Genomic DNA, 14,895 nt, shown 5'->3' with positions numbered 1-14,895 from the left:
CAATTTTACAAGAATTTCTCCTAGTTTCCTACATAGAAAAAGCCCAGACATTTCTGTCTCGGACTTTATTTTCTTAAAGTTGCATTTGATTATAAGACTTGCTGAATGAATCCAGGATGTCTTTTGGAGCCTTGTCATAGTCAACAGAGGTTTCCAAATTCCCTTTTACAATCGTACGGTAAGTCGCATCCTCACAGGTCACCAAAGTGATCTCATTAACGCCTTCACGATCTTGAATAACATCTACACGGTCTGGAGTCACTGTCTCAACTGACGAGATGACATAAGTATAGACTTTCTCTTTGTCCGTGATGTAGATCTTCATACCAGCCTTGGCTTTCTCTAATGGTGAAAACAACATGGCATTTGCACCAGTTAAGCCAAATACATGGTGACTGGCGAGAGAATAATTGCCTTGCCCCATAACTTGGTTTTCCTTCATGGTCCCTGCCCCATAGTAGAGGGCTACGTTTTCTAGTCCCTTAAAAATCGGAAGATTCATGTTCAATTCAGGAATCGAAATTCCCCCAATCACAGGAAGTTTCTGAGCCTTCCATTGGGCATTGATCACAGCTTCCGTCGAGAGTGACTTAACATGTTGGAAATCAAAGCTCGTTTTCACTTTTTTATTCTTATCAATGGTGTTTTTATCGACCTTGCTAACCTGGTATTGGTTGGTATGCCAAACCATAATCATATTTCGGATCGGAGCATTGAAAATTAAGAGAAGCGAGAGAATAATCAAAAGTGTTGCAACGATGTTGATAAGAGTATTGCGTAAACTCTTTTTCTTTTTTCTTCTGCGTGACATACTGTCCCCTTATCTATTCGTTTTCTTCCACTACTTCTTCATCTTTATCATCAGGCTGGACTGTTGTAAAGGTCACAATTTTCGCATCCTGATCCAGTCTCATAACTTTCACACCCTGAGTTGAACGACCCGTTTGAGAGATATTCCCAACATTTGTGCGAATCATGACTCCTGTATCGGTAATAATCATCAGATCTTCATCCCCTTTAACAGTTAAAAGACCAGCTAACGGACCATTTTTCTCTGTAATATTGGCTGTCTTGATTCCTTTACCACCACGGCCTTTGGTTGGGTATTCGCTAGCCATTGTACGCTTACCATACCCTTTTTCAGTGATGATCAATACTTCATCTTGATCCGTAACGACACTAGCTCCAACAACCTTGTCTCCTTCACGGAGATTCACACCACGTACACCTGTGGCAGAACGTCCCATATTTCGGACTACAGCCTCATTAAAGCGGACAGAATAACCATACTTGGTACCGATAATAACATCAGTGTTGCCATCTGTAAGGAAGACATTGATTAATTCATCCTCATCGCGCAGATTCAGCGCTTTCAGACCGTTCTGACGAATATTTGAAAATTCAGCTACATTGGTCCGCTTGACCAAACCTTTTCGCGTCGTAAAGAAGAGGTAGGCTTCGTCCCTGCGGTCTTGCTCCACATTAATAATGGTTTGAATCGATTCACCTTCGTCCAATTTTAAGAGATTGACGATTGGTAATCCTTTAGCTGTCCGACCATATTCTGGAATCTCATAACCTTTCAGACGATAGACACGTCCCTTATTGGTAAAGAAGAGCAAATGATCATGGGTGCTCGTAGATACCAGTTCCCGAACAAAGTCATCATCTTTGACACCAGTTCCTTGAACCCCTCGTCCACCACGTTTTTGAGCCGTAAATTCCGCTTGGTCCAGACGTTTGATGTAGCCTTTATTCGAAAGGGTGATCAAGACATCTGTTTCTTCAATCAAGTCCTCATCTTCAAGAGAAAGGACTTCTCCGATCATCAACTCAGTTCGGCGAGCATCACCAAACTTGCGTTTGACTTCTTCCAATTCTTCTTTGATGATGGTAGCCACACGTTCTGGTTTAGACAAAATGTCAACCAAATCAGCAATCAGGGCAACCAAATCATCATATTCACTTTGGATCTTGTCTCGTTCCAAACCGGTCAAACGACGAAGACGCATGTCCAAAATGGCTTGACTTTGACGTTCAGAAAGTTTGAACTTCGCCATCAATTCAGCCTGTGCTTCAGCGTCTGTCCGGCTATTGCGGATAATCCGGATCACTTCATCTATGTGATCCAAGGCAATCAGCAAACCTTCTAAAATATGGGCACGTGCTTCCGCTTTTTCTTTATCAAAGATGGTCCGTCGAGTCACCACTTCTTTCTGGTGCTCAATATAAGCCCCTAAAATTTGGCGAAGAGAAAGAATCTTTGGAACACCATTTTGGATCGCCAACATATTGAATCCAAAATTGGTTTGCATTTGAGTCATCTTAAAGAGATTGTTCAAAATAACGTTAGCCGAAGCATCTCGGCGGACCTCAATCACAAAACGAACCCCTTCACGGTTTGATTCATCCCGTACAGCTGTAATCCCTTCGATCCGTTTTTCTTGCACCAAGCGAACGATGTGCTCGTGAACCTTGGTTTTATTGACCATATAAGGGAACTCAGTAACAACAATCCGTTCACGGCCACTCTTGGTTACTTCAATCTCTGTACGAGAACGAAGAACGATTGAGCCTTTTCCGGTTTCATAGGCTTTGTGGATACCTGATTTCCCCATGACCAAAGCACCTGTCGGAAAATCTGGACCAGGAAGAACTTCCATGAGTTCACGGGTCGTTACCTCAGGATTATCCATCATCAACTTCACTGCGTCAATGGTTTCTCCCAAATTGTGTGGAGGAATATTGGTTGCCATCCCAACGGCAATCCCTGTAGCACCATTAACGAGAAGGTTAGGGAAACGTGCAGGGAGGACCAAAGGTTCGCGCTCGCTGGCATCGTAGTTATCAGCGAAATCAACTGTATTTTTGTTGATATCCCGCAACATTTCAAGAGCGATCTTACTCATACGAGCTTCTGTATACCGTTGTGCAGCGGCACCATCACCGTCCATAGAACCAAAGTTTCCATGACCGTCTACTAACATGTAGCGATAACTCCACCATTGCGCCATCCGAACCATGGCTTCATAAATAGAGGAATCCCCGTGTGGGTGGTATTTACCCATAACATCCCCTGTGATACGGGCTGATTTCTTATGTGGTTTATCTGGTGTAACACCTAATTCATTCATTCCGTACAAAATACGACGGTGAACAGGTTTCAAACCATCCCGAACATCAGGGAGGGCACGAGCAACGATAACACTCATGGCATAATCGATAAAACTCGTCTTCATTTCTGATGTTAAATTCACATCAATTAGATTCTTATCCTGCATTCAAAAAATGCCTCTCTTTACTTAATTCACCATACTATTATAACACATTTTAGCCTATTTTTCTTCTAAGGAGTACAAATGTAAAAACGTTTACATCAAGGATTCATACTGTATCAGATGACAAAGACTTTCAAAAGTGGTAGAATGAAGACGTATGAGAATCTATCTCAAAAAAATATGAAGGAGACGTTTAGACTCATGAATTTGACTAAACAACACAAAAAAGTTATCCTTGTCGGTGACGGTGCCGTAGGTTCATCTTATGCATTTGCACTTGTCAACCAAGGAATTGCACAAGAGCTTGGAATTATCGAAATTCCTCAATTGCACGAAAAAGCTGTTGGAGATGCGCTTGACCTTAGCCACGCCCTTGCCTTCACTTCACCTAAGAAGATCTATGCGGCTGAGTACGCTGACTGTGCAGACGCTGACCTTGTTGTAATTACTGCAGGTGCTCCTCAAAAACCAGGTGAAACACGCCTTGACCTTGTTGGTAAAAACCTTGCGATCAACAAATCAATCGTTACAGAAGTTGTGAAATCTGGATTTAACGGTATCTTCCTTGTAGCTGCTAACCCAGTTGACGTATTGACATACTCTACATGGAAATTCTCTGGATTCCCTAAAGAACGTGTTATCGGATCAGGTACTTCTCTTGACTCAGCTCGTTTCCGTCAAGCTTTGGCTGAAAAATTGGATGTGGACGCTCGTTCAGTACACGCCTACATCATGGGTGAACACGGTGACTCAGAATTCGCAGTATGGTCACACGCTAACATCGCTGGGGTAAACCTTGAAGAATTCCTTAAAGACACTCAAAACGTTCAAGAAACTGAATTGATTGAATTGTTTGAAGGCGTTCGTGACGCTGCTTACACTATCATCAACAAAAAAGGTGCTACATACTACGGTATCGCTGTTGCCCTTGCTCGTATCACTAAAGCAATCCTTGATGACGAAAATGCAGTACTTCCACTTTCTGTATTCCAAGAAGGTCAATATGGTGTTAGCAACGTCTTTATCGGTCAACCTGCCATCGTAGGTGCACACGGTATTGTTCGTCCAGTGAACATCCCATTGAACGATGCGGAACAACAAAAAATGAAAGCTTCTGCTGATGAATTGAAAGCAATTATTGATGAAGCATGGAAAAACCCTGAATTCCAAGCAGCTTCTAAAAACTAAGAAAAAACATCTCCTTATTAAAAGGGGATGTTTTTTAGTTGCTTTATTTGGATTTGTCAGCAAGGATTTCAAGCAAATAAGGCACAACGAGATTGCTCTCTATGTCTTTCAAAGAAGAAATCCAGATAAAGTCTGTATGCTCTTCTGGATCTAATATAAAATCACGCTCTTCCAAAATCTCGCCAGCATAAACTAGGCGTGTAAAGACAGTATCTTTGCTAGCATCAAATTGACTATCTTCGTGGATAATCTTATTAATCCGAAGCTTTTGATTAACCTCCTCCATAGCCTCACGTAGAGCAGCCTCTCTGGGCAATTCATTCTCTTCTACACTTCCACCTGGAATATCCCAATAAGATGGATAGACATTAGGGAGACCTCGCTTTATTTTCGAGCGTTTGATAAGGAGATACTTCCCGTCTTTCTCAATCAAGGTATGGGCGATTAATTTTACTGTCATTGCATGTTCCTCCAAGAAAGAGCAAAAAAGACTCCGAGGAGTCTCGTTATGAATCATCCACCCTGAGGGAATCGAACCCCCATCTCAAGAACCGGAATCTTACGTGATATCCATTACACTAAGGGTGGCAACTGTTATAGTATATCAAATTCTTGAGAATTTTACAAGTAAAAAAGAGAGTGGGACAGAAAACGGTAATTCGTTAGAATTCGATTTCGTCGTCACACCTCCGCACAGTTGAGTAGGGCTGTAAAAGCTGATGAAATCAGCGTAGTAGAGGCCACTCAACCACTGCGTCTTGCTCGAAAATCCAAAAACAATTAAAGAGGCTAGGACTTTTGTCCCAGCCTCTTTTGAATATTACAATTCGATATCGCCAAACAAGTCAGCCATTGAGAATCCAGTTTGAGTTTCTGGAAGATCAAAGTCACGTTTTTCTTGTTTTGGACGACGTGGGCGAGATTGACGTTTTTCTTGTTTTTCGCCTTCTTCTTGAGCTGGACGTTCTTCAAGAGCTTTGATAGAAAGTGATACACGCTCATCAGCAGCATTTACTTCAAGAACTTTAACAGTTACTTCTTGTCCAACTTTAAGAACATCTTTTGGATTTTCAACACGTTTGTGTGAAATTTGTGAGATGTGTACAAGTCCGTCAATACCTGGCAATACTTCAACGAATGCACCGAAGTCAGTCAAACGTTTAACAGTTCCTTCGATAACATCACCAGCAGCCAATTTTTGTTCAACGCCATCCCAAGGTCCAGGTGTTGTAGCTTTCAATGAAAGGGATACACGACCTTCTTCTTCGTTCAAGTCAAGAACTTTCACTTGGATTTCTTCACCAACAGTTACAACTGATTTAGGTGATACGTTGCGTTCGTGTGACAATTCTGTCAAGTGAACCAATCCATCAACACCACCAAGGTCGATGAAAGCACCGAAGCTTGTGATACGTGCAACTTTACCAGTTACGATATCACCAACGTTCAATTTACCAAATACTTCTGCGCGTCTTGCAACTGATTCAGCTTCAACAACTTCACGACGTGAAAGGATAAAGCGGTTTTCTTTTGGATCTACTTCTTTGATTTTAGCATCAAATTCTTGACCTACGAAACGTTCAGTGTTACGTACAAAACGAGTATCAAGCATTGAAGCTGGAATAAATCCACGAAGTCCTTCAAATTCTACTGAAAGGCCGCCTTTAACAGCGCGAGTTCCTTTAACAGTAACAACTTCTTCTTCACGTCCGACCAATTTGTCCCATGCTTTGCGAGCTTCCAAACGTTTTTTAGATACAAGGTAAGTTACTGTATCAGTATCTTTACCAACTACTTGACGAAGAACAAGCAATTCAAGTGTTTCACCTGGTTTTACCAAGTCATTGATGTCAGCATCACGATCGTTTGTCAATTCGCGAAGAGTCAAAACACCTTCGACACCAGTTCCAGAGATTGCAACGTTAGCTTGGTTCGCGTCAACTGTCAATACTTCAGCAGTAACAACGTCACCTGGTTCAACTTGGCTAACACTGTTTAGCAAATCTTCAAATTCATTCATCTAAAAAATCCTCCAACAATCAAGTTTTCTAAAACTTGACATACTTATAATTATTTTTCCTAAGCAAGCACTCGCAACGAAATCAAAATGATCTACAACGACTTCTTCATATAAAGAAATAAAATACCTGAGTAGATATTTTACCACCTTATCTGATATTACCTAGAACTGGGGTAGCTGGATTCGAACCAACGCATGAGGGAGTCAAAGTCCCTTGCCTTACCGCTTGGCTATACCCCAAAAAGAGCGCTGACATTAGTCACTTTATCATCGTCACAATGAACGCTAATGGAGAGAGAGGGATTCGAACCCCCGAACCCGAAGGAGCGGATTTACAGTCCGCCGCGTTTAGCCTCTTCGCTATCTCTCCATATAAATCAACAGGATCTATTATACCATTGATTTATTTTGATTGCAAGCCCTTATTTATTCAAATTATAATTTTCTATTAAAATTTCAACGGCTTTTTCAAGTTTTTTGTAAAGAGAATCCACATTTCCATTTTTGATAATGGCAAACTGACCTGCCATGTCTGCAATTTCCCCAATCGTTTTCTTTCCAATGGACAAAGTGAAACCATCAAAAGTGTCTTTCCCGACGGTTACTTTACTATCAACGATTTGAATCTCAATTTTCTTATCTTTTTTACTCATTTCAACCCTCTTTTCACTTTTTCTATTTTACAAAAATTCTCTTGATGACGCAAGAGAAAAGGGAGTGGGCAGAAAGAATTTAGTTAGAAATTCCTTCTTTATCCCACCCCCGCAAGAGTCATTCGTCACTCTTTTATTCCTAAAAGCGAATGAAGAGAAACATTAACGACTGCGTTCTTTCGTTAAGACTCGTTCTCATTGAAGTCTGGACACTTTTGTCTCAGACGCTTTCGGTTTAATCGACTTTGACAATCCATCCTTCTGGCGCTTCGACATCACCAAATTGGATACCGGTCAACTCGTCATAAAGTTTACGTGTGACAGGACCTACTTCTGTTTCAGAATAGAAGACATGGAAGTCATCCCCGTGTTGAACGCCTCCGATCGGAGAGATGACAGCTGCGGTACCACAAGCTCCTGCTTCTACGAAGCGATCCAAATCATTGATAAAGACATCCCCTTCAATTGGTGTCATACCAAGACGGTGTTCTGCCAAGTAAAGCAAAGAGTACTTGGTGATCGATGGCAAAATAGACGGACTCAATGGCGTCACAAATTCGTTACTAGCAGTGATACCAAAGAAGTTTGCAGAACCTACTTCTTCAATCTTGGTGTGCGTCGCTGGATCAAGGTAAATCACGTCAGAGAAGTTACGATCATGCGCAATCTTACCTGGCAACATACTAGCTGCATAGTTCCCACCAACTTTTGCGCCCCTGTACCATGTGGTGCAAAGACGGTCATACTCATCTTGAATCAAGAAGTTCGTTGGGACCAAACCACCTTTAAAATAGTTACCGACAGGCATGGCAAAGATGGTAAAGATATACTCATCTGCTGGATGCACACCAATAATATCACCAACCCCAATCAAAAGTGGACGAAGGTAAAGGGTAGCTCCTGTACCATATGGTGGAACATACTCTTCATTGGCTTTTACCACTGCCTTACAAGCATCTACAAACATGTCAACAGGTACTTGAGGCATCAGCAACCGATCTGCTGTGCGTTGCAAACGTTTGGCATTTTGATCTGGACGGAACAATTGGATACTTCCATCTTTTGTACGGTAGGCTTTCAACCCTTCAAAGGCTTGCTGACCGTAATGCAAACTTGGAGAAGATTCGGACAAATGCAAGGTCGCATCTTCTGTCAATTCCCCTTTTTCCCAAGCTCCATTGCGATAATGTGCCAAATAGCGATAGGGTAATTTCATATATGAAAAGCCAAGGTTTTCCCAATCAAGTGATACTGTCATGATAGTGCTCCTTTTAATTCTTTCTATTCCTTGTCGATCTGATGCAGGTCGATTCAGTTTCTCAATCTATGTACACTATTGTACACCATTTCATGAGAATTTCAAGCGAAATTTTCAATTTTCAGAAAATTTATTTTCAAAGAAAGTCAGTCCTAGAATGGACCGACGCTTTCTTTTATTTGATAGTAGCTGAAAAAACTTCTTGATCCGAAATGGTATCGCTGACAAAGGATCCATTGCTTGTTCTTTCAGAAATGCTTAATTGTGTCAAATCAACTTCTGTCACCTGACCTGTTGTAGAAGTGATCTGAAGGATTTGATCTTGTTCTGCCACTTCTTCTTGGTTCGTAAAGAGATCAAAATCTCCCTGGTCAGTGAAGACTGGACCTGCCTTTAAGACGCGATGTGGTTTATTTTTCAACTCACGCAAGACCTGTAGTCCCCTTTTAGCTCGACTGGTCACAGGAATATCGTCTTGTAACATCCGTTTGAGGCTGCCTCGTTGAGTCAGAATGTACATGCTTGGAGTTGTCGACTTAAAGGCGGTAGCAACTTGATCTCCGTCTTTGAGGTTAATGGCTTTGACCCCTGCTGCTTTGGCTCCTACGACAGGAACCTCTTCAATATTGAAGCGCAACCCGTACCCATTTTTAGTAATGATCATGATATCTTCCAGGACAACTGGCGCAACCGCTACGATACGGTCGTCTTGGTCTTTGAGCTTAGCATACTTAGTCGATTTAGAACGATAAGTCCGCCATGGGCTCAATTCTTTGCGTTCAAAGCGCTTGATTTGTCCTTGTTGAGTTGCTGCAAAGTAGGTTACTCCCTCAAACTGATCCACAATCTCCGTAAAGAGAATTTCTTCCTCTTGCTCGAAATTGGTCAAGGTCTGACTGAGGTGCTCTCCGATATCCTTCCACTTGGTATCTGTCAATTCGTGAATTGGTCGATAAATGGCATTCCCCAAGTTGGTAAAGAGTAAGAGATGCTGAGTGGTCTTAGCAGGCTCTACGAAAATCAACTCGTCATCGTCCCGCTTACCGACTTCTTCCAGTGTTGACGCATTGAAAGAACGAGGCGAGGTCCGTTTGATATATCCAGCACGGGTCACACTTACGAAGGTTTCCTCTTCAACAATGAGACTGGCTGTATCAATCTCGATCGTTTTAGCAGTGTCTTGCAATTCACTGCGACGCGGATTCCCAAAGAGCTTCTTGACTTCACGCAATTCCTTCTTCATGAGATTGAACATGGTCCGTTCATCCCCAATGATGGCTGCCAAGGTCGCGATTTGCTCCTTGAGACTGGCATGTTCTTCTTCCAAGGTCACGATATCTGTATTGGTCAAACGGTACAATTGCAAGGTAACAATAGCTTCTGCTTGTTCTTCCGTGAAATCGTAGCTGACCTTGAGGTTTTCTTTAGCATCTGCCTTATTATCAGAAGCACGGATCAAGGCAATCACTTCATCCAGGATGGAAATGACGCGGATCAAGCCCTCTACGATGTGGAGACGTCGTTCGGCTTTTTCCTTGTCAAAGCGCGAGCGAGAGACAATGATATCCCGACGGTGAGCAATGTAGCTAGAGAGAATCGGTACAATCCCCACTTGTCGAGGGGTATAATTGTCAATCGCCACCATATTGAAGTTGTAGTTGACCTGCAAGTCTGTGTACTTGAACAAGTAGTTCAAGATTAGATCGGCATTGGCGTCTTTCTTAAGCTCAATGGCAACGCGAAGACCATCCCGGTCAGACTCATCCCGGACTTCCGCAATACCGGCCACCTTGTTGTTAACACGGACATCGTCGATCTTCTTGACCAAGACTGCCTTGTTGATCTCATAAGGGATCTCGGTAACAACGATTTGCTGCTTACCGCCTTTGAGCTGCTCGATCTCTGTCTTAGAGCGGACAACCACCCGGCCCTTACCAGTTTCATAGGCTTTCTTGATCTCATCCCGTCCCTGAATAATGGCACCAGTTGGGAAATCAGGTCCAGGTAGAAACTCCATGAGCTTGTCTACCTTGGCAGATGGATGGTCGATCATGTAGACCACGGCATCGATGACTTCAGCAAGGTTGTGTGGCGGAATATCTGTCGCGTAACCAGCTGAAATCCCTGTTGCCCCATTGACCAAGAGATTTGGAAAGGCTGCCGGCAAAACAGTTGGCTCTTTTTCAGTATCATCAAAGTTCCAGGCAAACGGCACTGTGTTCTTTTCGATATCTTGCAAAAGATAACCAGCGATTTCAGACAAACGCGCCTCGGTATAACGCATGGCCGCTGGTGGATCACCATCCATGGAACCATTGTTTCCGTGCATTTCTACAAGGATCTCGCGGTTTTTCCAGTCCTGAGACATGCGGACCATGGCATCATAAATAGAAGAATCCCCATGAGGATGAAAATTCCCCATGATATTTCCGACAGACTTGGCAGACTTGCGGTAGCCCTTGTCATGGGTATTGCCGTCCTTATTCATAGAATAAAGAATCCGCCGTTGAACAGGTTTCAAGCCATCCCGAATATCAGGAAGAGCCCGTTCTTGAATAATGTATTTGGAGTAGCGACCAAAGCGCTCCCCCATGATGTCCTCTAGGGACATATTTTGAATATTACTCATATAGGGTACAACGCCCGTAAAATGCAAAGGAAAATAGAAAATTTATCTTTTTCACACAGCACTTAGGGCGTGTTCAACTCCTTTCAAAGAATGTTGAGTAGTCTTTTAGGAAAAAGGAATTCGGTTACACCAAGTAACCAAACGTCCCTTTCTGATGTTTAAAATAGATTCATTAATGATTAGAAAGTTTCTCTTTAGCATAAGAAGTCATTTTTTCTGCTACTTCCTTATCGTAAGTAAACCCCATCTTTTGGGCCAGAATTTGAGCTTCTCGATTGAATAGCCCCATGGTAGCAAATAAAGACTGAGTGATTTTATCGATACTAGATAAATCAAGCAGTGCTGAGAACTCCTTCTCTTGCCCGCCTGGTAGATACTGGAAGAGGTACTTGTAGTTCTTTCCGATATCAACTGCTCCCTTATCGCTTGTCACCTGCCAAGCTAAGACCTTGAGCAATTCTTGCTGACAAATGCCATAGAGGTGATCAGTCGCATAGATGAGTTGCTTTCTTCGAATGGCCTTGACGACATAAGCCGATACCCACCAAAATTCATTGCAGGAGGCTGCAAAATCTTCTTCGGTAGGCGGAGCGGTCCAATAGCGCTTCGGACTAGGAATGTAAGAGTCAAACAAACCTTTGTCATCTTTTAAGACTTTGAAACCAGCCTCGCTATCCACCCACTCTTGGATAGACTCCTTGGGACAGAGGGTCAAATCAATGCGATTCCCATCTTCAAAGAGCATGAGATACAGACGACGATGTCCCAGTCGGTTGTGCTGTTCGATGAATCGGTTTCCGTACTGATCCAACCAGGATAAATCTGAAATCAGGTCTTCTAGATCATCAACGATATAGACCACATCATAATCTTGAAACTCGTCTTTGGGTGCCCGAGGATTGGCTCGCGAACCGGATAAGGCCACTGCTTCCACTTGCAAGGACTCAGCTATTTGCAAAATCAGATTCATCATTTCTGTATCAGTTCTCATGTCGATTCCTTACCATTTCTACATCCCAGCTTATTTACTTTATAGTAGAAAGTGATTAAAAAATTGTATTCTCTTCTAAGGTAAACTTAACGTTATCTTCGATCCATTGACGACGTGGTGCAGCCTTATCGCCCATGAGGACGGAAACACGACGTTCTGCACGCGCTAAATCATCAATCGTGACACGGATCAAGGTACGAGTTTCTGGATTCATGGTGGTTTCCCAAAGCTGATCCGCATTCATTTCCCCCAACCCTTTGTAACGTTGAAGGGTTGCTCCACGGCCAAAGGTCCGACGCAACTCTTCTAATTCGCTATCTGTCCAAGCATAGGCGACTTCTTCTTTCTTGCCTTTGCCTTTCGACATCTTATAAAGAGGAGGAAGCGCAATATAGACATGTCCAGCTTCTACCAAAGGTCGCATATAGCGATAGAAGAAAGTTAGGAGCAAGGTTTGAATGTGGGCACCATCCGTATCCGCATCGGTCATGATGATGATCTTATCATAGTTAGCATCTTCCACTGAGAAATCTGCTCCAACTCCAGCACCGATGGTGTAAATCATGGTGTTGATTTCCTCGTTTTTGAGGATATCACTCATATTGGCCTTCTCAGTATTAAGAACCTTCCCACGAAGTGGAAGAATCGCTTGGAACTTCCGGTCTCGTCCTTGTTTGGCAGAACCGCCGGCTGAGTCTCCTTCGACCAGATAGAGTTCATTCTTCTTAGGATTTTTAGACTGGGCTGGTGTCAATTTACCAGACAAAAGTCCCTTGTCCTTTTTGCTCTTCTTACCATTTCGACTTTCATCCCGCGCTTTTCGAGCGGCTTCACGCGCATCCCGGGCCTTTATAGCCTTACGAATGAGATTAGAAGCCAATTCTCCATTTTCCATGAGGAAGAATGTCAATTTATCAGAAACAATGCTATCGACGACTGGACGAGCCAAGGGACTTCCTAATTTGTCTTTGGTTTGCCCTTCAAACTGCAAGTGGGCTTCTGGAACCAAGATAGAAAGAACAGCAGACAAACCTTCACGGTAGTCTGATCCCTCTAGGTTCTTGTCTTTTTCTTTGAGAAGACCCGTCTTTCTTGCATAGTCATTCATAGCCTTGGTAATGGCTGTCTTCAGACCCGTCTCATGGGTTCCCCCATCCTTGGTGCGGACATTATTGACGAAAGACAAGATATTATCTGAGTAGCCATCATTGTATTGCATGGCCACTTCTACCTGAAAACCATCTGATTCGCCACTAAAGTAGAGAACGGGTGTCAAGGTTTCCTTATCTTCATTCAAGTACTCTACGAAATCTTGGACACCATTTTCATAATGAAAGGCCACATGGTTGTCTTCTTCCTTACGGAGATCGGTCAGCGTCAGCGTCACATCCTTAAGCAAGAAGGCTGATTCTTTGATTCGCTCAGCAATGGTATTGAATTTGAAATCCGTCGTTGAAAAGATGGTTGGATCTGGCATGAAGGTGACCTTGGTCCCTGTCTTAGACTTGGGAGCAGAGCCAATCTTTTCAAGGGTCGTAACTGGTTTTCCCCCATCTTCAAAACGTTGCTTGTAGACAGCTCCATCACGGGTAATTTCTACCTCAAGCCAGCTAGAAAGGGCATTGACGACAGAAGATCCCACTCCGTGAAGACCTCCAGATGTCTTATAGCCTCCTTGACCAAACTTTCCTCCGGCGTGGAGGACCGTAAAGATCACCTCAACGGTTGGTTTGCCCATAGCATGCATCCCGGTCGGCATTCCACGTCCCTGGTCTTCTACCGATAGCGAACCATCTTTATTAATCGTTACATCGATTTGTGAGCCAAAGCCAGACAAGGCTTCATCGACCGCATTATCCACGATCTCCCAGACCATGTGATGCAAGCCATTTCCATCGGTCGATCCGATATACATCCCTGGACGTTTACGGACTGCATCCAACCCTTCTAGTACCTGAATGGCATCGTCATTATAATTATTAATATTGATTTCCTTTTTTGCCACAAGGAACCTCCTGTTTGTTCATCTTTTCTATATTACAGTTTTTTAGGAAATTTTGCAAAATTTTTTCTCTCTATATGGAGATTTCTATATCTCAGTAAAAAAAGCTGGCTGGACACTTTCTTCAGATGTCACACTTGAACTCCAGAAATTGCTTTTTCTATCGTTGGCTTTTTGATATAATGAAGGTATGATGAAAGAAATAAGTGTTTTAATTTTAGCCTATCTGTTAGGCTCCATTCCTTCGGGATTATGGATTGGGAAAATCTTTTTCCATATTAATTTACGAGAACATGGCTCGGGCAATACAGGAACGACCAATACCTTTCGGATTCTAGGGAAGAAAGCTGGGATCATCGTCTTTGCGATTGATTTCTTGAAAGGAACTTTGGCCGTTCTCCTTCCTACTTTCTTTGGAATTCAGGGGATCTCGCCAATGGTCTTTGGTCTCTTAGCCGTTTTGGGGCACACTTTCCCAATTTTTGCTGGATTTAAGGGTGGAAAGGCAGTGGCGACGAGTGCTGGTGTCTTACTTGGTTTCTCGCCTATCCTGCTACTCATTTTAGCTGTGTATTTTGTAGCCATCCTTTATTTAACCAGTATGATTTCGTTTTCGAGTGTTACCGTTGCGCTACTCGCCATTCTTTCGGTCCTCCTTCTCCCATTGACTGGATGGATCTTGCACAGCTATGATCCGCTTTTTACAGTCATTGTCTTGGCCCTAGCAACCTTGATCATTCTTCGTCACAAGGACAATATCCAACGGATCAAAGAGAAAAAAGAAAATCTTATCCCTTGGGGAAAAAACATCACCCATCAACAACCAAAAAACTAGAGTATGCGCTCTAGTTTTTTTGGTTGGAACCCCCTTATACT

Annotated in this window: 11 protein-coding genes and 3 tRNA genes; 2 read left to right on the top strand and 12 right to left on the bottom strand. The window is 42.9% G+C overall.

Annotated elements, in window-relative coordinates:
• Positions 1–73: 73 nt before the first annotated feature.
• Together AB4X21_RS05305 and gyrA are read right to left on the bottom strand one after the other, a co-directional pair.
• Positions 74–811, bottom strand: a complete 738-nt coding sequence (locus AB4X21_RS05305) for a class A sortase (RefSeq protein ID WP_369088351.1) — start codon at positions 809–811, stop codon at positions 74–76.
• Positions 812–824: 13 nt separating this feature from the next.
• Positions 825–3,281 carry a DNA gyrase subunit A gene (gene gyrA / locus AB4X21_RS05300; protein ID WP_320910728.1) on the bottom strand — a complete coding sequence of 819 codons (2,457 nt, stop codon included), beginning with the start codon at positions 3,279–3,281 and terminating at the stop codon, positions 825–827.
• Positions 3,282–3,479: 198 nt separating this feature from the next.
• On the opposite strand from gyrA, the gene AB4X21_RS05295 reads away from it, so the two are divergent.
• Positions 3,480–4,466, top strand: a complete 987-nt coding sequence (locus AB4X21_RS05295; protein WP_369088350.1) for an L-lactate dehydrogenase — start codon at positions 3,480–3,482, stop codon at positions 4,464–4,466.
• A gap of 43 nt (positions 4,467–4,509) precedes the next feature.
• Here the strand turns inward: AB4X21_RS05295 and AB4X21_RS05290 are convergent, their stop codons facing one another.
• From AB4X21_RS05290 to parE, 10 genes are all read right to left on the bottom strand, one after another.
• Positions 4,510–4,926 carry an NUDIX hydrolase gene (locus AB4X21_RS05290; RefSeq protein ID WP_214254898.1) on the bottom strand — a complete coding sequence of 139 codons (417 nt, stop codon included), beginning with the start codon at positions 4,924–4,926 and terminating at the stop codon, positions 4,510–4,512.
• Positions 4,927–4,982: 56 nt separating this feature from the next.
• Positions 4,983–5,054 (bottom strand) — tRNA-Arg (locus AB4X21_RS05285).
• A 232-nt stretch (positions 5,055–5,286) separates the two neighbouring features.
• Complete coding sequence (gene rpsA / locus AB4X21_RS05280) at positions 5,287–6,486, bottom strand: 30S ribosomal protein S1 (RefSeq protein ID WP_369088349.1); 1,200 nt, start codon at positions 6,484–6,486, stop codon at positions 5,287–5,289.
• Positions 6,487–6,654: 168 nt separating this feature from the next.
• Positions 6,655–6,726, bottom strand: a tRNA-Gln gene (locus tag AB4X21_RS05275).
• A gap of 49 nt (positions 6,727–6,775) precedes the next feature.
• Positions 6,776–6,856 (bottom strand) — tRNA-Tyr (locus AB4X21_RS05270).
• Positions 6,857–6,908: 52 nt separating this feature from the next.
• A complete protein-coding gene (locus AB4X21_RS05265) occupies positions 6,909–7,139 on the bottom strand; it encodes a DUF2969 domain-containing protein (RefSeq protein ID WP_003003589.1) in 231 nt (76 codons plus the stop codon).
• 235 nt (positions 7,140–7,374) lie between these two features.
• Entirely contained in the window at positions 7,375–8,397 is a 1,023-nt protein-coding gene (locus AB4X21_RS05260; protein ID WP_369088348.1) for a branched-chain amino acid aminotransferase, read from the bottom strand.
• A 175-nt stretch (positions 8,398–8,572) separates the two neighbouring features.
• Complete coding sequence (parC, locus tag AB4X21_RS05255) at positions 8,573–11,026, bottom strand: DNA topoisomerase IV subunit A (RefSeq protein ID WP_369088347.1); 2,454 nt, start codon at positions 11,024–11,026, stop codon at positions 8,573–8,575.
• A gap of 172 nt (positions 11,027–11,198) precedes the next feature.
• Positions 11,199–12,017 carry an aminoglycoside 6-adenylyltransferase gene (locus AB4X21_RS05250; RefSeq protein WP_369088346.1) on the bottom strand — a complete coding sequence of 273 codons (819 nt, stop codon included), beginning with the start codon at positions 12,015–12,017 and terminating at the stop codon, positions 11,199–11,201.
• A gap of 55 nt (positions 12,018–12,072) precedes the next feature.
• The gene (parE, locus tag AB4X21_RS05245; RefSeq protein WP_118398066.1) at positions 12,073–14,022 is read right to left on the bottom strand and encodes a DNA topoisomerase IV subunit B; all 1,950 of its coding nucleotides are present in this window, start codon (positions 14,020–14,022) and stop codon (positions 12,073–12,075) included.
• Positions 14,023–14,212: 190 nt separating this feature from the next.
• Between parE and plsY the strand changes: the two genes are divergently transcribed.
• Positions 14,213–14,854 (top strand): glycerol-3-phosphate 1-O-acyltransferase PlsY, encoded by a 642-nt coding sequence (gene plsY / locus AB4X21_RS05240; RefSeq protein ID WP_369088369.1) that lies wholly within the window; start codon positions 14,213–14,215, stop codon positions 14,852–14,854.
• The last annotated feature ends 41 nt before the right edge of the window (positions 14,855–14,895 follow it).

Origin of the sequence: Streptococcus sp. CP1998, assembly GCF_041026655.1 — a bacterium.
Classification (GTDB): Bacteria; Bacillota; Bacilli; order Lactobacillales; family Streptococcaceae; genus Streptococcus; species Streptococcus dentalis.
This window is presented reverse-complemented; position numbering and strand designations above follow the sequence as displayed.